Annotated in this window: 15 protein-coding genes; 11 read left to right on the forward strand and 4 right to left on the reverse strand. The window is 59.4% G+C overall.

Going from position 1 to position 16,965, the window contains the following annotated elements; genetic code table 11:
• Window positions 1–26 precede the first annotated feature (26 nt).
• Window positions 27–734: an esterase family protein gene (locus ACSQ3F_RS25395; RefSeq protein ID WP_436102976.1), complete on the forward strand. Its 708-nt coding sequence runs from the start codon at window positions 27–29 to the stop codon at window positions 732–734.
• 90 nt (window positions 735–824) lie between these two features.
• On the opposite strand, the gene ACSQ3F_RS25400 is transcribed toward ACSQ3F_RS25395, so the two are convergent.
• Complete coding sequence (locus ACSQ3F_RS25400) at window positions 825–1,484, reverse strand: peroxiredoxin (protein WP_436102977.1); 660 nt, start codon at window positions 1,482–1,484, stop codon at window positions 825–827.
• A 260-nt stretch (window positions 1,485–1,744) separates the two neighbouring features.
• On the opposite strand from ACSQ3F_RS25400, the gene ACSQ3F_RS25405 reads away from it, so the two are divergent.
• Together ACSQ3F_RS25405 and ACSQ3F_RS25410 are read left to right on the forward strand one after the other, a co-directional pair.
• Complete coding sequence (locus tag ACSQ3F_RS25405; RefSeq protein ID WP_436102978.1) at window positions 1,745–3,076, forward strand: FAD/NAD(P)-binding protein; 1,332 nt, start codon at window positions 1,745–1,747, stop codon at window positions 3,074–3,076.
• Between the two features lie 102 nt (window positions 3,077–3,178).
• Complete coding sequence (locus ACSQ3F_RS25410; RefSeq protein WP_436102979.1) at window positions 3,179–4,549, forward strand: FAD/NAD(P)-binding protein; 1,371 nt, start codon at window positions 3,179–3,181, stop codon at window positions 4,547–4,549.
• Window positions 4,550–4,593: 44 nt separating this feature from the next.
• Here the strand turns inward: ACSQ3F_RS25410 and cysE are convergent, their stop codons facing one another.
• The 3 genes from cysE to ACSQ3F_RS25425 form a co-directional block, all read right to left on the reverse strand.
• A complete protein-coding gene (gene cysE, locus ACSQ3F_RS25415; RefSeq protein WP_436102980.1) occupies window positions 4,594–5,442 on the reverse strand; it encodes a serine O-acetyltransferase in 849 nt (282 codons plus the stop codon).
• A gap of 173 nt (window positions 5,443–5,615) precedes the next feature.
• Complete coding sequence (locus tag ACSQ3F_RS25420) at window positions 5,616–6,959, reverse strand: LLM class flavin-dependent oxidoreductase (protein WP_436102981.1); 1,344 nt, start codon at window positions 6,957–6,959, stop codon at window positions 5,616–5,618.
• 142 nt (window positions 6,960–7,101) lie between these two features.
• The gene (locus tag ACSQ3F_RS25425) at window positions 7,102–7,701 is read right to left on the reverse strand and encodes a beta-class carbonic anhydrase (protein ID WP_436102982.1); all 600 of its coding nucleotides are present in this window, start codon (window positions 7,699–7,701) and stop codon (window positions 7,102–7,104) included.
• A gap of 439 nt (window positions 7,702–8,140) precedes the next feature.
• Between ACSQ3F_RS25425 and ACSQ3F_RS25430 the strand changes: the two genes are divergently transcribed.
• The 8 genes from ACSQ3F_RS25430 (at window position 8,141) to ACSQ3F_RS25465 (ending at window position 16,929) form a co-directional block, all read left to right on the forward strand.
• Complete coding sequence (locus ACSQ3F_RS25430) at window positions 8,141–8,791, forward strand: peroxiredoxin-like family protein (protein WP_436102983.1); 651 nt, start codon at window positions 8,141–8,143, stop codon at window positions 8,789–8,791.
• 33 nt (window positions 8,792–8,824) lie between these two features.
• Complete coding sequence (locus tag ACSQ3F_RS25435; protein ID WP_436102984.1) at window positions 8,825–10,147, forward strand: O-acetylhomoserine aminocarboxypropyltransferase/cysteine synthase family protein; 1,323 nt, start codon at window positions 8,825–8,827, stop codon at window positions 10,145–10,147.
• A gap of 61 nt (window positions 10,148–10,208) precedes the next feature.
• On the forward strand, window positions 10,209–11,135 hold the full coding sequence (locus tag ACSQ3F_RS25440; RefSeq protein ID WP_436102985.1) for a fatty acid desaturase: 927 nt from the start codon (window positions 10,209–10,211) through the stop codon (window positions 11,133–11,135).
• A gap of 186 nt (window positions 11,136–11,321) precedes the next feature.
• On the forward strand, window positions 11,322–12,746 hold the full coding sequence (locus tag ACSQ3F_RS25445; protein ID WP_436102986.1) for an LLM class flavin-dependent oxidoreductase: 1,425 nt from the start codon (window positions 11,322–11,324) through the stop codon (window positions 12,744–12,746).
• The gene (locus tag ACSQ3F_RS25450; protein ID WP_436102987.1) at window positions 12,743–13,513 is read left to right on the forward strand and encodes an ABC transporter ATP-binding protein; all 771 of its coding nucleotides are present in this window, start codon (window positions 12,743–12,745) and stop codon (window positions 13,511–13,513) included. The genes ACSQ3F_RS25445 and ACSQ3F_RS25450 overlap by 4 nt, the downstream gene beginning before the upstream one ends.
• Window positions 13,514–13,523: 10 nt before the next feature.
• Entirely contained in the window at window positions 13,524–14,405 is an 882-nt protein-coding gene (locus ACSQ3F_RS25455) for a branched-chain amino acid ABC transporter permease (protein WP_436102988.1), read from the forward strand.
• Between the two features lie 3 nt (window positions 14,406–14,408).
• The gene (locus ACSQ3F_RS25460) at window positions 14,409–15,485 is read left to right on the forward strand and encodes a branched-chain amino acid ABC transporter permease (protein WP_436102989.1); all 1,077 of its coding nucleotides are present in this window, start codon (window positions 14,409–14,411) and stop codon (window positions 15,483–15,485) included.
• A 103-nt stretch (window positions 15,486–15,588) separates the two neighbouring features.
• Window positions 15,589–16,929, forward strand: coding sequence for an ABC transporter substrate-binding protein (locus tag ACSQ3F_RS25465; protein ID WP_436102990.1), 1,341 nt, complete (start codon window positions 15,589–15,591; stop codon window positions 16,927–16,929).
• Window positions 16,930–16,965 lie beyond the last annotated feature (36 nt).

Below are 16,965 nucleotides of genomic sequence, written 5' to 3' on the forward strand. Positions count from 1 at the left end.
AACATAGCAGGCATCTAGCCCGCCCGATGGAATACAAGATCTATGGTCACAGCGGCCGTCCGGTGGTGGTGTTCCCGACGTCCAATGGGCGATTCTACCAGTATGAAGATTCCGGCATGGTCGCCGAATTGCAGGGCTTCATCGATGCCGGAAAAATCCAGATATGGACGGTGGATGGCATCGATGGCGAAACGTTTTTCAGCCCGGACGACAATTTCAGTCACCGCATTGAACGGCACCAAGCCTATTTCCGCTATATCAGTGACGAAATTTTCCCCGAAATAGCCAGGGTCAGCCGTGAGGTGAATGGGGGCGCGGAAGTCCGGCCACTGCTGACGGGATGCTCAATGGGAGCGTTTCACGCCGCAAATTTCCTGTTCCGCTTTCCTTGGTTGGGCGATGGTGTCATCGCACTCAGCGGCATTTATTCGACCAAACACTTCTTTGGCTCCAATCTCGATGGTTCGATCTATTTCAATTCACCATTGCACTATCTCGCGAACCTCCAGGATGAAAATGTTCTCCGGCAGATCCGCAGCCTCCGTCTGACGGTATGCTGTGGACAGGGCGCCTGGGAAGACGAGATGCTGGAGGAAACCAGGGCTTTGGAAGCCGTGCTTCACGAGAAGGCCATCCCGGCATGGGTCGATTATTGGGGCGAGGATGTGAACCACGATTGGCAGTGGTGGCGCCCGCAGATGTCCTATTTCCTGGCAAAATGGCTGGCTGGCTGACGAACCCTGTGTCGGGCGAACGGCGAATTGGTCAGGCGGCTCCGCTGCGGAGCCGCCGTGATACATTTCCGCAAGCAAACCCGAGGTGGTTCAGGCGGACGGTTGCTTGGTCTTGCGGAGGTAGGGCAGGACCGTTTCATAGCTTCCGAAGCGCGTGACGGCATCCTCATTTGACACCGCGGCGGTGATGATGACGTCGTCGTCCTGCTGCCAATTGGCAGGCGTTGCTACCTGGTGTTTACTGGTGAGTTGAATGGAATCGATGGCGCGCAGGATTTCATGGAAGTTGCGGCCGGTCGTCATCGGACAGGTGAGGATCAGCTTGATCTTCTTGTCAGGCCCGATGACGAAAACGGAGCGGACAGTCGCATTGTCGGCAGGCGTGCGTCCTTCGGAGCTTTCGCCGGCGCCGGCAGGCAGCATGTCATAAAGCTTGGCGACCTTCAGTTCCTTGTCGCCGATCAGTGGGTAATCGACATCGAACCCGGTTGCGACCTTGATGTCCTGCTTCCATTTTCCGTGGCTTTCCACGGGATCGACGGAAATGCCGATGACCTTTGCGCCCCGCTTCAGGAATTCCTGCTCCAACCCTGCCATGCCGCCCAATTCTGTCGTGCAGACCGGCGTGAAGTTTTTCGGATGCGAAAACAAGACGGCCCAGCCAGCGCCGATCCATTCGTGAAAGCTGATCGGCCCGATCGTGGTGTCGGCCGTGAAGTCCGGGGCAATGTCATTGATACGCAGGCTCATTGTCTCATCCATTTTTTGTTGCCTATGCCACCCGAAAGACGGGCTCCCGCAGGCGCATCGTAAAATCCGAGCAAAAAATAGCTCTTGCTTTCGGGATGTCAAATTCTATTATTTTAGTAGACATTTATGCCGTCATGGCCGATCCGACTCGTTCGGCTGATGCAACACCGCCTGGTCCGACGCAAGAAAGGAACCGACGCATGACGCTTGTCCCACCCCTTTTTTCAGATTCGTCGCAACGGCCCGCTACCGCCGGTCGCATGGCAAAGGTCGGCATCGTTGGCCGCGGTTTCACTGGCCTTATGACGGCGATTGCTCTGCTTAAGGGATTCGACCGGCCTTTCCATCTGGTGATGTTCGACCCGCAGCCGAAGATCGAAGGCGGCGAGGTCGTGAGCCAAACCGCATCGACAGTGCTCAATAGCCGCGTGCGCGACCTTTCCGTCGATCCAAACGTCCCGGATGACTTTCGGCAGTGGCTCGAAACAGGTGATGCATGGCGCGATCGCGTAAACCCTAGTGCCGTGAGCGTCGAACATGCGTTCGTTCCGGGAGAGACTTTCAGTGCCTATGTCTATCAGCGATTTTCCGAGGCCCTGAGAGGCCGAACCGATGTCGTTGTTCAGGTCTGCCCGGAAAGCGTGACGGCGATCGATCGGCATCCCCGCAACGGACTTTCGGTCTTCTTCGGCGAGCAGCAGCGCACGCACTTCGATGCCGTCTTTCTTGCGACCGGTTATGGCCAGCGCGACAGGGCAGACGAACCGTCTTCGCTCAGTGCCGTTCGAAATACCGTGGTTGTCGGCGGTGGAGTTCACGCTGTCGACAAGGCACTGAGGCTGCTGACTGCAGGAGAGGCTTCTCACGTCACGCTGATCTCTGCCTCGGGTTTCCTGCCGCAATCGCACGCGCGTTCTGGTGTTGGGCCGGTCCTTTCGGATCAACCGCTGCCGCGCACGCTTCGCGGCGCGTTCCGCTTTCTGCGCGAAGCCGCAAACACGGCAAATGCCGAGGGTTCCGGCTGGCAGGGCATCATGAACGGCTTCCGTCTGCGCGCCGGCGACCTGTGGCAAGGCTTGACGCCTGAAGAGCGCAGCCGGTTTAAACGTCACGTGAAGGCGATCTACGACAGCCATCGAAACCGCTTGCCGCCGGAACACTACCAGCGCCTGCATGCGGCGATCGAAAGTGGCGCGATCACCGTGCGGAAGGCAAAAGTCGAGCGCATCGCAACGAACGGCGTCCTGCTTTCAGTTCCAGCTGGTCTTGAGGTCCTTCCGGCAGACCGCACGATAGACTGCCGCTTTCGACCGACCGACATCGATGTTCCCCTGTTCCGTTCGGTATTTCGTGCGGATCTTGCACGCCGCGACGAGGTGAACATTGGCATCCTCGTCGACCGCTGTGGACGGGCGATGGCTTCGCCGGACCGGTTTCAGGGGCTGTTTGCCATGGGGCCGCTTGGCCTGGGTAGTCTTCCCGATATTGATCTCGTGCCGGAGATCGTCGTGCAGAGCCATGCAGCGGCATCGGTCCTTGGTGCTTGGATCGACGAATTGGTCGAAACGCGGGATGCCCGGGACTCTGGATGAGGCTCGCGCGGATACAGTCATTCATTGCTCATCTTCATCCTGAGAGATGAGCGTCGTTTCGGTGTTGAAATCCGCCCCACGGCTGGCAGGTGAGGGAATGACATGGTCTATGATGTCGCGGTCGTAGGCTCAGGCTTTTCCGCGATTGCCGAAACCGTCAATCTGTTGCGACTGTTGCCGCCATCGGCGTCGATTGCTGTCGTCGGCGACGATCCAGGGTTCGGGCGCGGTACCGCCTACCGGACTGAACTCCACGTTCATCGCCTCAATGTGCCAGCCGCGCGTATGAGCATATTTGCGGATCAGCCCGATGATTTCGTGGTCTGGCTGCGTGACCAGAAACGCGGGGTCCCGCCGGATGGTTTTGCGTCTCGCGACGACTTCGGACGCTATCTTCGTGACAGGCTGGCATTGCTTTTGCGTAATCGCGACACCCGGCCGACGCTGCATTTCATCAAGGCGAAGGCAACGGCATGCGATCAGTGTACGGTGGGACGGGTCGCCTTCCAGCTCGACAACGGCACGAACCTCGAAGCCGCCAACGTTGTATTGTGCCTCGGCGTCGGAAATGCGGAGTTGCCGGTCGATCCGGCCGGCGTGAAGGGAATATTGCGGGAGCGTATCGTCTCCAACCCCTGGCGGCTCGGCTGGCTGTCGCATGTGGAACCATCCCAAACTGTCTGCATTCTCGGATCTGGCCTGACCATGGTCGATCAGGTTCTGGCGCTGCGGGCACATGGGCATCGCGGCCGGATCCATGTGCTTTCCCGGCGTGGTCTGGCCTCCCATCCGCACCTGACCCGAAAAGTGGTGCCGGTTGTGCCGGAACTACCATCATCGCGGGAAATCAGTATGATTCTTGCCGCCCTTCGCCGTCAGGTGCGTACAGGCGCGGACTGGCGGGGTGTGATGGATGGTCTTCGTCCGTTGACCCAGGGCCTCTGGCAGGAACTGTCACATGCGCAGAAAAGCCGCTTCCTGCGCCACGCCCTTGCCTGGTGGAACATCCATCGCCACCGACTGGCGCCGGATGTCTTCAAGCGCCTTGAGGCGCTGCTTGGCGACGGCACTGTGACTGTCCGTAAGGGTTTTCTGCAGACGATCGAAGAAGACGAACGGCAGCTGGCATTTGCATTTCGGCCGCGCGGCGGCGTGGGCGGCATCAGGATGCGGGCTGACTGGATCATCAATTGCACGGGCATGGAACGGGCAGGGATCGCCCACTCCCCGCTACTTCGGCAGATGCTGGAAGACGGCTTGATCTCGGCGGATAAGCTCGGCCTTGGTATTTGCGTCAGCCGGAATGCGCAGGTTCTCGATCGGGACGGCAGCACGCAGCCCGGCCTGTTTGCCGTCGGCGCACTGACCGCGGGGCAATTCTGGGAAATAACCGCCGTGCCGGATATTCGCGTGCAGGCCAGAAATGTAGCGGTGGCGATATCGGAATATCTTCCGGGCGTCGCGGATATCTAACCACGCCATGAGTGGCGTTCGCTTTTCTGCCGAATGCCGGTGCGTCAGATCACGTAGTCCGGCTCCGGCATGGCCTGATCCATCGTGACGCCGGGCAGTACCGAGTGGCGCTGTCCGATTGGGCGGGCCGGCACCCCCACGACGGACGTATAGGCCGCGACAGGGGCTATCACGACACTGCCAGCTCCGACCTTGGCGCCGATCCCGATCTCGATATTGCCGAGGATATTGGCGCCTGCGCCGATCAGCGCTCCGCGCCGGATCTTCGGATGGCGATCTCCGGTTTCCTTGCCCGTGCCGCCGAGCGTCACGTTCTGGAGAATGGAGACATCGTCCTCGACCACGGCTGTTTCGCCGATCACGAGGCCACTTCCATGGTCGAGCATGATGCCTTTCCCCATCTTGGCTGCAGGATGGATATCGATCCCGAAAACTTCCGAAATCCTGCTCTGGATGTGTCGGGCAAGATGCGACCGGTCGCCGACCCAAAGCCAATGCGCCACGCGGTGGGCCTGCAGGGCTAGAAATCCCTTGAAATAGAGGAAAGGTGTGAGGATTTCGGTGTTGCTCGGGTCGCGGTCCTTCACGGCTTCCAAATCCGCCGCTGCCGCGACGAGAAGTTCCGCATCGCTCAAAATGGCGCGGTGAATTAGTGACAGGAGTTCTTCCTGGTCGATGTCGTGGTTGGCGAGCTTGAGCGCCAGCCGGTGTGCCAGGGCATGCGCGAAGCTTGCATGGTAGAGAACGGCCGAGTTCATCGGTCGCACGAGCGCCGTATCGTTTTTCGCAGCCGCTGTCGCCTCTTCGCACAGGGTATCCCAGAGGCGACGCACGGCTGGCCATTGGGCTGTTTCCGTGGTCAGCACGGTCAAATTGGTTGGCTGCGCAGCCATGGCGTCTGGTTCCTCCGCGTTGGCGCTCACGCCGTGTCGATTGTCTGGTCGATATTCACGATGCCGATCGTGTGAGGAAGATAGGCGGGTGTTGCGTTGGTCTCACTTGATCTTTTGGCGACTGTTGCAAACCGCTTCCTCGGTGGCTGCACCGCTTGCCCAAATCTCGCCTGTCAACGTTCATCTCCTCCGGTTTTGAAGAACCGATTGTCGGGCCGGGGCAGTCCCAGATGTTCGCGCAGGGTCGTTCCGTCATAGTCGCGCCTGAACAGCCCGCGCCTTTGCAGTTCGGGGACCAGTTTCTCAGCAACGTCGATCAGTCCCTGTGGAAGATAGGGGAATACGATGTTGAACCCGTCGCTGCCGTTCTCGAAAAGCCATGTCTCCATTTGGTCGGCAATCGTGGCCGGTGTGCCGACGAAGGCGAGACCCGAATAGCCGCCGTAGCGCTGCGCGAGCTGGCGCACTGTCAGACATTCCCGCTCCGCCAGCCGCAGAACATGCGCACGCCCCGTCTTGCTGGCATTTGTGTCGGGAATGTCGCGCGGCAAGGGTGCGTCGGGATCGAATCCGGAAGCGTCGTGTCCAAGCGCAATCGACAACGAGGCGATGGCGCTCTCGTAATGCACCAGGCTGTCGAGATGGGCTCGTTTGGCTCTCGCCTCCTCCACGGTATCACCAACAACGACGAAGGCACCAGGCAGCACTTTTAGATGGTCGCGGTTTCGGCCGATCCTTTCCATGCGGCCTTTGACGTCGGCATAGAAACTTTTACCCGCTTCGAGGTCCGGCGAGGAACCGAAGATCACCTCTGCTGTTTCGGCGGCAAGCTGGCGCCCCGGTTCGGAGGCGCCGGCCTGAACGATCACGGGCCAACCCTGCGGGGGACGTGCGATGTTGAGCGGGCCGCGTACCGAGAGATGGTCGCCCTTATGGTCCAGCACATGCAGTTTTTCCGGGTCGAAATAGAAGCCGGACGCTGCATCGCGGATGAAGGCATCATCGGCAAAGCTGTCCCACAGCCCGGTAACGACATCGTAGAATTCACGGGCGCGGCGGTATCTTTCCGCGTGCTCGACATGATCCTCCAGCCCGAAGTTCAACGCCGCATCTGGATTTGACGTCGTCACGATGTTCCAGCCTGCGCGCCCCTCGCTGATATGATCGAGCGAGGCGAACCGGCGGGCAATGTGGTAGGGTTCGTCGAAGGTGGTGGACGCCGTTGCCACCAGCCCGATCCGGCTGGTGGCCGTCGCCAAGGCTGACAGCAGCGTGAACGGCTCGAAGGATGTGACCGTATGGCTGCGTCGCAGCGCCTCGATCGGCATGTTGAGTACGGCCAGGTGATCGGCCATGAAGAAGGCGTCGAATTTGGCCCGTTCCAACGCTTGCGCGAAGTCCTTGAGGTGGCGGAAATTGAAGTTGGCATCCGCATAGGCGCCGGGGTAGCGCCAAGCCGCCGTGTGGAGGCTGACGGGGCGCATGAAGGCACCGAGATGAAGCTGGCGGGGTAGCATGGACTTTGTCTTTCGAATGTACGTTCGTGCTTCCTGATGTGATGATTTTGGGTTCGTTGAACAAGGCCTCAATGCCACCGAGCCATATATGGGCAAAGACGTTCCTTGGAGCGCCTACCCTTCATGTAGTTTTAGCCGACTGTCAGACTGTTGCCTTGCCGGCCTCGGTCGCGGTCTTCACCTCATTGATCCGTCCCGTTTTCACGTCGTAAATATAACCGTAGATGGGAATATGCCCGGCAACGAGCGGGTGTTCGCGGATACGGCGTACATCCTGCACGACGCTGCGTTCGTTGTCGGAAATCGTTTGCCACTTGATGAAATGACCATGGGCGCAGCCATTTCCATGTTTCGGATTGCTCCAGGTCGCGCCGTCGAAGGCTGCCGTCTCCAGATTGTCCTCGAGAAGATCGCCGATGATCTCGTCGGAGAAGAGTTCCATCCCGCAATTCGTGTGGTGGATGACGAACCATTCCTTCGTGCCAAGCAGCTTGTGGGAAATCACCAGCGAGCGGATGGCATCATCGGTTGCGCGTCCGCCTGCGTTTCTGATGACATGCGCGTCGCCTTCCGAAAGGCCGGCATACTTGGCAGGGTCGAGACGGGCATCCATACAGGTCAGGATGGCGAAGCCGCGCGCTGGCGGCAAAGCGAGGTCTTTTTTATCACCGAAGACCGCGACGTAATCCCTGTTTGCGTTCAGAACCTCTGTGTGGACGTGTGTGCGTGACGGTTCAGACATGTTGTTCTCCAACCTCAGAGGCTAGTTTCTCGTCCATCCTGCAAAGACCATCCGCCAGGATCTATTCAGAGGTCATTCACAGGCCAGCCAGTGTCGTCCCGCCCCGGCCGACCGCGAGGCCGCCGGGGCAGGCACAATCGCGCTGCTTGGGAGAAAGGCGCGAACGAATTGTCTCGGCGCTGTGTCTGCGCATCTCCAATGTGAATTTATCTATAAAAATTGTAGAGTAATTTGGTTTCATAAACAGGCGGTTCTGGAAACAATTTTACCCTTGGCCAGAGGGCTTTCTTGGCCGACGGCTCTGAGAAACGGAGATGAATGCAATTTTCAACGAAGTTGCAAAAATTGGAAATTCATTACTCTACAAAAACCATAGAAATAAATGATGTTGACTACAATGCAGCAGCCATCCCGCTGCTTCATTCCGAAGGAGGCGTCCATGTCACTTGCCGTTGAGCTCAAGAAGACTGCCGAAGCGCTGAAAAGCGCGCTTCCGGAGCCGATTTTTTCTGCGATCGCCCAGTCGATCACCGACCTGAAAGCAAGCGGTATCACGAAAAGAGCGGCGTCGGTCGGATCGATCATTCCGCTGCCGGTCATCAAGGACTTCGACGGCAATGAGGTCGATCTGGGGACGCTTGCTGCCGACGGTCCGCTTGCCATCAGCTTTTATCGCGGCGGCTGGTGCCCCTATTGCAACGTCGAACTGCGCGCCCTGTCACATTCGCTCGGAGATATCGAGGCTTCGGGTGCAACCGTCGTTGCGATCACGCCGGAGCAGCCCGGCAATGCACGCGAGACCGCCGGCAAGAATACGCTGGGCTTTCCCGTTCTGGTGGACAAGGGCAATCGCTATGCCCGCGAACTCGGGATCGTCTTCTCCCTGCCGGAGAAACTGCGGCCGATCTATCGCGAGATCGGCATCGATCTCGCGGACTGGAATGGCGATGAAAGCCATGAACTGCCGCTCGCGGCGACATACATCGTCGATTCGAACGGCACGGTCGTCTGGGCGTTCGTCGATGCCGATTTCACTGTGCGTGCCGAGCCTGCCAACCTCGCTGCCGCCCTTCGCCGCGTTGCGGCCTGATCCTGTTCAACTCCATTCCTTAAGAGAGATATCATGACCCTGAAATCCATCCGCCCGGAAACCCTGGTTCTTCATGCCGGCTGGCGCGCCGATCCGGCCACCGGAGCCGTTGCCGTTCCGATCTATCAGACGACCTCCTTCCAGTTCCGCGATACCGAGCACGCGGCCAATCTCTTTGCCCTCAAGGAACTGGGCAATATCTACAGCCGCATCGGCAATCCGACGGTCGATGTGCTCGAGCAGCGCGTGGCCGCCATCGAAGGCGGCGTGGCAGCTCTGGCGCTTGCCTCCGGGCAGGCGGCGTCTGCCTTTGCAGTCCAGAACCTGGCAAAGGCGGGCGACAACATTGTCAGTTCGACCGATCTCTACGGCGGAACGTGGAACCTGTTTGCCAACACGCTGAAGGATCAGGGGATCGAGGTGCGCTTCGTTGATCCGACCGATCCTGAGAATTTCCGCCGGGCGACCGACGATCGGACGCGGGCCTATTATGCGGAGACCCTTCCCAATCCGAAACTGACGGTGTTTCCAATCGCAGAGGTTGCGGCCATCGGCCGCGAGGCCGGCATCCCGCTGATCATCGACAACACGGCGGCTCCGCTGCTCGCCCGTCCGCTCGATCATGGTGCGGCAATCGTCGTTTATTCAACGACCAAGTATCTCGGCGGCCATGGCACGTCGATCGGAGGACTGATCGTCGATGGGGGAAATTTCGACTGGGCGGCACATCCCGAACGGCAGCCGGCGCTGAACGCGCCCGACAAGAGTTACCACGGCGCCGTCTGGACGGAGGCCGTCAAGCCTCTTGGCCCGATTGCCTATATCATCAAGGCGCGCGTGACGCTGTTGCGCGACCTCGGCGCACCGCTTTCGCCTTTCAACGCCTTCCAGATCATTCAGGGCATCGAGACGCTGCCGTTGCGGATCGAGCGCCACGTCAAGAACGCCGATGCAGTCGCCGATTATCTGTCGACCCGGGCGGAAGTGGCGAAGGTCATCCATCCTTCCAAGCAGACCGGTCTGTGGCGCGAGCGTGCTGACAAGTATCTGAAGGGGGGCTACGGCGGGCTCGTCGGCTTCGAGCTGAAAGGCGGTCTCGAAGCCGGCCGCCGCTTCATCGACAGCCTGGAACTGCTCTACCATGTCGCCAATATCGGCGATGCGCGCAGCCTGGCGATTCACCCGGCGACCACCACCCATTCCCAGCTTTCGGGCGAGGAGCAACTGGCCAGCGGCGTGTCGCAGGGCTACGTCCGCCTGTCGATCGGCATCGAACACATTGACGATATTCTCGAAGATATCGAGCGGGGTCTCGATGCGGCCTCGGGTCTCGGCAGCGACCGCAAGGTCGCCTGACACTGAACCATGCCGGGCCGCCGCGCGATGGATCCGGCGGCCTCCATCTGCGGAGCTGACAATGTCAATCGAGCCCAATCGGAGCTTCCGGTTTCATGTTGGGACAAGCAAGCTGGAATGGCCGACAGTCATTCTCGCGGGCCTTATCTACGGCTCGTTTCTGGCCCTGACATTCTGGTGGCAGCAATTGCCGCTTGTTGTGGTCATGCTTGCGGGCGGCTGGCTGATTGCGTGGCAAGGGTCTCTCCAGCATGAGGTCATTCACGGTCACCCCACGCGCAATCAGGCCATCAACGATGCCATCGGTTCCGTGCCGCTGTCTCTTTGGCTTCCTTATTCTATCTATCGCGATACTCATCTCGTTCATCACCGGGACGAGTTTCTGACCGACCCTATCGACGATCCCGAATCCGCCTATGTCACCAAACTGGCTTGGCAGAAGATGGGCCGGCCGGGTCGTTGGCTGGCTGATTTCAACATGACATTGCTCGGTCGCCTGACGCTTGGGCCGGCCGTCATGATCTTCAGTTTCCTGATCAGTGAATGGCGCCATGTTCGCTCCGGAGTAAAAGGACGCGCTCGGATCTGGGCCTGGCATCTGGGCGCCATCTTGCCTGTACTGGCATGGGTGACCGTTGTCTGCGCGATGCCGCTCTGGCTCTATCTTTTCGGGTTCGTCTATATCGGTGCCGCGTTGACGCGGCTGAGATCTTTTGCAGAACACCGGTATGCCGATGACCACGAGGAGCGAACGGCGATCGTCGAGGGCAGCGCCATTCTGGGCCTACTTTACCTCTACAACAACCTTCACGTCCTTCATCACCTGCGGCCCGGAATCTCGTGGTACCGCCTACCGTCGGTTTATAGCGACAACCGTGATAAGCTCGTGAGCCACAACGGTGGTCTCGTCTATCGCGGTTATTGGGATGTTGCGCGCCGGTTTTTCCTCACCCGCCATGATGATCCAAGACACCCCCATCGTTCGTGAACCACGCACCACAAATCGTCCGCCGGCGCGGTTCTCCTATTCGGCCGGCGGAAGGAAATTCATTCCTCGTAATAGTATATTAAAAAGATAGATTAGCTGTATTATTAGCCATCCTTCTTTATTGTGCCCCCACATTCGTTCGCGCCGGTCCCGACCGGTTGCGCCAACCTCCTGGGGAGCCTCCTGATGAGCCGGCAAATTCGCTTCAACGCTTTCGACATGAATTGCGTGGGCCACCAATCACCAGGGCTCTGGTCGCATCCACGTGACCGATCCTGGAAATACAAGGATCTGGACTATTGGCAGGATGTGGCACGCACACTCGAGCGTGGCATTTTCGACGGCATCTTCATTGCTGACGTCATCGGGTATTATGACGTTTACAAGGGCTCAAACTTTCACGCCATCCATCAGGCTGCCCAGATTCCGGTCAACGATCCGTTGCAGTTGGCAGCGCCTATTGCGCTGGCTACCGAGCATCTCGGCATCGGCATCACGGCCTCCACGTCGTTCGAGCATCCCTACACGTTTGCGCGCCGGCTCTCGACTGCGGACCATCATACCAAGGGTCGCGTCGGCTGGAACATCGTCACGTCCTATCTCGAGAGCGGCGCCAAGAATATCGGGCAGGGCGGTTTGCGCCGCCATGACAATCGCTACGAAGTCGCCGCAGAGTATGTCGAGGTTCTCTACAAGCTGTTCGAAGGCAGCTGGGAGGAGGGGGCGGTCGTGCGCGACCGTGAACGCGGTATTTTCACCGATCCCTCCAAGGTTCACGAAATCGCCCACAGCGGTAAATATTTCGATGTGCCCGGCTATCACCTCTGCGAGCCGTCTCCGCAGCGAACCCCAGTCCTGTACCAGGCCGGCGCGTCCGGGCCTGGAAAGGCGTTCGCCGCCGGCCATGCCGAGTGTGTGTTCGTGGCGGCTCCTACAAAGGCGCTGCTGAAATCCTATGTCGCAGATATCCGGGCGCAGGCGGCTGCAGCCGGGCGCGACCCTCGCAAGGTCCTCATCTACAATCTGACAACCCTGATCGTTGACGAGACGGATGCCAAGGCAGATGCCCGGTTCAAGGACTACCTGAACTACTCTTCCTACGACGGGTCCCTGGTGTTCCTTTCCGGCTGGAGCGGTATCGATTTCGGCCAGTATGCACCTACCGATCTTCTCAAGAAGGTCGAGACCAATGCCATCGTCTCGGTCGTCGAGCATTTTGCCGGCAAGGACAAGCAGTGGACTGTCAAGGAGCTTGCGAAATGGGGTGGTATAGGCGGTCTTGGCCCGGTCTTTACAGGCTCGCCTGAAACGCTGGCTGATATCCTTCAGGATTGGGTCGAGGAGACGGATGTCGACGGGTTCAATCTTGCCTATGCGGTGACGCCGGAATCGTTCGAGACGGTCGTTGATCTGCTGGTGCCTGAACTTCAGAAGCGTGGCGTTTACCCCACTGCATACAAACCGGGCACATTGCGCGAAAAGCTGTTCGGCGACGGGCCATACCTTCCGAAATCGCATCCGGCGGATGCATATCGCGATATCGAGGCTGTCAAGGCGCGCACCGCTGCCGCTAGTCCGGGTCAGAAGCTGAAAGCGGTGGTGCCGTCATGACCGCAACGCTTCTCGAACTGAAAGACGTCTCGCTGAGTTTCAAGGGGATCAGTGCGCTGAACGGCCTGAATTTCAGCGTTGCCGCCGGCGAAATCTGTGCACTGATCGGTCCGAACGGTGCTGGGAAAAGCTCCCTTCTGAATGTCATCAACGGCGTCTACCGGGCCGATTCCGGAGCGGTGATCTTCGATGGCGCAAAGTTCGAAGCCATCCAGCCGCGCTGGGCCGCGCGCCTTGGTATCGGGCGGACGTTTCAGCATAACGCGCTGTTCCGGCGCCTCAGTGTGCGCGAAAACATCCTTGCCGGCCTGTCCCGGCATGGCGCTGCCAGCTTCCTAGAAAATATACTCCGCATCGGTCGGGACCGCCAGGAGCGCAGATCCTTCCGGGAGCGCGCTGATCTGATCCTCTCGTTCCTCAACCTTGATCGTCACGCCGACACCATCGTGTCGACGCTGCCTTACGGTTTGCAGAAGAGGGTGGATCTAGGCCGGGCACTGGTTTCCGAGCCAAATTTGCTGTTGCTCGACGAGCCGATGGCGGGGATGAACCAGGAAGAAAAGCAGACCATGAGCCGGTTCATCCGAGCGGTGAACGGCAAGTTCGGGACGACCATTGTTCTCATCGAGCATGATGTCGGGATCGTCATGGATCTGGCCGATCACGTCGTCGTCCTGGACTATGGCCGCAAGGTCGCAGACGGGGCACCCGCCGAGGTGCGCAGCAATCCAGACGTCATCGCCGCCTATCTCGGCACCGTGCACTAGGATCCGGACCATGAGCTTTTTCCTCGAAACGCTGATCAGCGGGCTGTTCGCCGGGGTGATGTATGCCCTCGTCGCAATCGGTTTCGTCCTCATCTACAAGGCGTCTGGTGTCTTCAACTTTGCCCAGGGCGCCATGCTGCTGTTTTCCGCGCTCCTGTTCGTCACCCTTGTCGAGCGCGGCGCCCCCTTCGCGCTTGCGTTTGCTATCACCTCGCTTGCCATGGTTGGCCTGGCCTTCGCGATCGAATGGCTGGTGCTCAGGCCGCTGCGCGACCGGGATGCGCTGACCCTGTTCATGGCGACGCTCGGCTTGAGCTACGTCGTCGAAGGCTTCGCGCAGTTGCTGATGGGCACCGACGTGCATATGCTGGATCTCGGCATTCCGGACGTGGCGATCGAGTTCGGCGGGATCTACATCAGCCAGTTCGATATCGTTGCCACGCTCATCGGGGTTGCGCTGGTGGCTGTCCTTTCCATCGTCTTCAGCAAGACGCGAATGGGCGTATCATTGCGCGCCGTTGCAGACGATACGCTGGCCGCGCAGTCGATCGGCATTCGGCTGCCGGAGATCTGGCGCATCGTGTGGAGCGTCGCCGGTATCGTTGCGCTGATCGCCGGCCTGCTCTGGGGCGCGCGGCAGGGCGTCCAGTATTCCCTGTCCCTGATCACGTTGAAGGCGCTGCCGGTCCTGATCATCGGCGGTTTTTCCTCCATTCCCGGCGCCATCATCGGTGGCCTTCTGGTGGGCGCCAGCGAAGCCTTGGCCGACATGTATCTCGGACCTTTGGTCAATGGCAGCGTCTCGACCTGGTTCGCCTACATCCTTGCCGTTGGCTTTCTTCTCGTGCGGCCTGCCGGGCTCATGGGCGACCGCGAGATCGAAAGGGTATAATTCATGACCACGCTGAACGAATCCGGTCTCGCAGTCTATCCGGCACAAACGCGACGGCTGTCGCGGACCTCGGTCTTTGCCCTACTCGCCCTGGCAGCCGGCTTGCTGGTCGCCTTCGTCGGCGTGCCGCTTGTGGCAACGGACTACTGGCTGAGCTCGATCATCATTCCGACGATCGTTCTAGGAGTAGCCGGAATCGGTCTCAATCTCCTGATGGGTTACACCGGTCTCGTTTCGCTCGGATCGGCGGCCTTCATGTCGATCGGTGCATTCGCAACCTATAACTTGTTGTTGCGGGCGCCTTTCCTGCCGCTTCCCACAGTCCTTTTGCTTGCCGGCTTCATCTCCGCCGTGTTCGGCGTCTTTTTCGGCCTGCCCAGCTTGAGAATCAAAGGTTTTTATCTCGCGGCATCGACGCTCGGCGCGCAGTTCTTCTTCGAGTGGCTCTTCACCAACTTTCAGTGGTTCTCCAACAACAGCCAGTCGCTGACCATATCGGCGCCCCGTCTTCAGTTTCTGGGCCTCGACCTTCAATCGGCCACAGGCCGGTATCTGCTCGTCGCCGCGGTGACTGCGCTGATTATCCTATTGGCCTTCGCCGTCGTGAGGAGCCGCGTCGGCCGAGAGTGGATGGCGATCCGCGACATGGATACGGCCGCCCGTGTGATCGGCATCGCCGTGTCGCAACGCAAGCTCCTGGCCTATGGCATCAGTTCGTTCGTACTGGGCATAGCAGGCGCACTCTGGGCCTTTGCGTATCTCGGTACCGCCGATGCCCATGCGTTCAATCTCGATAAGTCCTTCCAGGTTTTGTTCATCGTGCTGATAGGCGGAACGGCGACCATTTACGGAAACTTCCTGGGCGCTGCCTTCATCGTGCTCACCCCGATCCTGCTGGACCGGCTGACGCTCTACAGCAACCTCTCGTTTCTCGCCGATCAGGGCGCGCTCGCAAACATCCAGCGCATCATCTTCGGCGTGATCATCATCCTGCTTCTTATCAAGGAGCCGGACGGACTGACTGCACTTTTACAACGGGCGTTCGCTGCGCTCGGTCGCCGAAAGGATGCCGGCACCTGATCCGGACGGGCATCGATACCATGGGCCGGTGAGCGCCAGCGTCATGTCCACCAGTCCGCACTAAAGACGCATCCACTGAGCAACAACGTTACCGGGGGTAACCATGTCCTTTTTCGAAACCATACTAAAAGTGGTCGGTGCCGCAGGCATCTCGATCGCCCTTGCCAATTCTCCTGTCATTGCACAGGATGCCACGGGCCAGCAGCTCTACCCGCTCTTTACCTATCGCACCGGGCCTTACGCGCCGTCCTTTATCCCGTTCGGTGCGGGCAACATCGACTATCTGCGCTACATCAACGAAGTCGAGGGCGGCATCAACGGTGTCAAGATTCTCGTTCAGGAGTGCGAAACCGCCTATGCTATCGAGCGCGGCATCGAATGCTACGAGCGCTACAAGAACGGCTATAACGGCGCTCTGACCGCCGCGATCTATCCGCATTCGAGCGGCCTTGACGTCGCACTGACGGACAAGGCGCGGATTGACAAGATCCCGATCGTCAGCCCGGGCGGCGGCCAGAACATCGCGACCGACGGCCGGGTGTTTCCCTACCAGTTTCCGCTTATCTTCGACTACTGGAGCGAAGCGCAGATCATCGTCGACTACATCGCCTCGCAGGTCGGAGGTCACGACAAGCTGAAAGGCGTCAAGATCGCCACGCTTTATCACGATTCCGGCTACGGCCGCGACACGATCGAGCCGCTGGGCATCCTTGCCAAGAAATACGGTTTCGAAGACATCCAGATTCCGGTTCCGCATCCGGGCGAGCAACAGCAGACGCAATGGCAGCAGATCCGCCGTGCCGGTGCCGACTGGGTGTTCCTGCGCGGCTGGGGTGTCATGACGCCGGTTGCGATCAAGACAGCCGCGCGTGTGGGCTTCCCGGCCGACAAGATCATCGGCGACATCTGGAGTGGGTCGGAAGACGATGCACGTCCGGCTGGCACTGCTGCCAAGGGCTATCTTGCCGTTTCGGTGTTTCCGCCGGGAGCCGACTACGGGATCATCAAGACCATGAAGGAAAAGATCCTCGATACAGGCAAGAGCGATCTCAAGGACAATTCGAAGTTCGGGACCGTCTACTACAACTACGGCGTCATCGAAGCGATCACTTTCGTGGAAGCGTTACGCACCGGGCAGAAGAAGTTTGGCAACCGGCCGCTGACGGCGGAAGAGGGGCAATGGGCGCTCGAAAATCTCAATATCGATGAGAAGCGCATCGCCGAGCTGGGCGCTGAGGGTCTGATTAGCCCGCTGAAGACGTCGATCGACAACCACAAGGGTGAAACGATCGCGGCAAAGATTATCCAGTGGAACGGCGAAGGCTGGGATACACGCACCGATTGGATCAAGGCCGATACAGCGCTGTTTGCCGACGTGATCAAGGCGAAGGCCGCAGCCTATGCCACGGAAAAAGGCATCACACCGCGCGATCAAACCAATTGATTTGGACCGCTCGCATCCAGTGACTGACGGGATGCG

This window comes from Pararhizobium sp. LjRoot238, assembly GCF_964252955.1.
Taxonomy (GTDB): domain Bacteria; phylum Pseudomonadota; class Alphaproteobacteria; order Rhizobiales; family Rhizobiaceae; genus Pararhizobium.

What these genes read in the sequence shown, in the direction of transcription:
- ACSQ3F_RS25395 (WP_436102976.1), top strand. Translation starts at nt 27, where the DNA reads ATGGAATACAAGATCTATGGTCACAGCGGCCGTCCGGTGGTGGTGTTC.
- ACSQ3F_RS25400 (WP_436102977.1), bottom strand. Translation starts at nt 1,484, where the DNA reads ATGAGCCTGCGTATCAATGACATTGCCCCGGACTTCACGGCCGACACC.
- ACSQ3F_RS25405 (WP_436102978.1), top strand. Translation starts at nt 1,745, where the DNA reads ATGGCAAAGGTCGGCATCGTTGGCCGCGGTTTCACTGGCCTTATGACG.
- ACSQ3F_RS25410 (WP_436102979.1), top strand. Translation starts at nt 3,179, where the DNA reads ATGGTCTATGATGTCGCGGTCGTAGGCTCAGGCTTTTCCGCGATTGCC.
- cysE (WP_436102980.1), bottom strand. Translation starts at nt 5,442, where the DNA reads ATGGCTGCGCAGCCAACCAATTTGACCGTGCTGACCACGGAAACAGCC.
- ACSQ3F_RS25420 (WP_436102981.1), bottom strand. Translation starts at nt 6,959, where the DNA reads ATGCTACCCCGCCAGCTTCATCTCGGTGCCTTCATGCGCCCCGTCAGC.
- ACSQ3F_RS25425 (WP_436102982.1), bottom strand. Translation starts at nt 7,701, where the DNA reads ATGTCTGAACCGTCACGCACACACGTCCACACAGAGGTTCTGAACGCA.
- ACSQ3F_RS25430 (WP_436102983.1), top strand. Translation starts at nt 8,141, where the DNA reads ATGTCACTTGCCGTTGAGCTCAAGAAGACTGCCGAAGCGCTGAAAAGC.
- ACSQ3F_RS25435 (WP_436102984.1), top strand. Translation starts at nt 8,825, where the DNA reads ATGACCCTGAAATCCATCCGCCCGGAAACCCTGGTTCTTCATGCCGGC.
- ACSQ3F_RS25440 (WP_436102985.1), top strand. Translation starts at nt 10,209, where the DNA reads ATGTCAATCGAGCCCAATCGGAGCTTCCGGTTTCATGTTGGGACAAGC.
- ACSQ3F_RS25445 (WP_436102986.1), top strand. Translation starts at nt 11,322, where the DNA reads ATGAGCCGGCAAATTCGCTTCAACGCTTTCGACATGAATTGCGTGGGC.
- ACSQ3F_RS25450 (WP_436102987.1), top strand. Translation starts at nt 12,743, where the DNA reads ATGACCGCAACGCTTCTCGAACTGAAAGACGTCTCGCTGAGTTTCAAG.
- ACSQ3F_RS25455 (WP_436102988.1), top strand. Translation starts at nt 13,524, where the DNA reads ATGAGCTTTTTCCTCGAAACGCTGATCAGCGGGCTGTTCGCCGGGGTG.
- ACSQ3F_RS25460 (WP_436102989.1), top strand. Translation starts at nt 14,409, where the DNA reads ATGACCACGCTGAACGAATCCGGTCTCGCAGTCTATCCGGCACAAACG.
- ACSQ3F_RS25465 (WP_436102990.1), top strand. Translation starts at nt 15,589, where the DNA reads ATGTCCTTTTTCGAAACCATACTAAAAGTGGTCGGTGCCGCAGGCATC.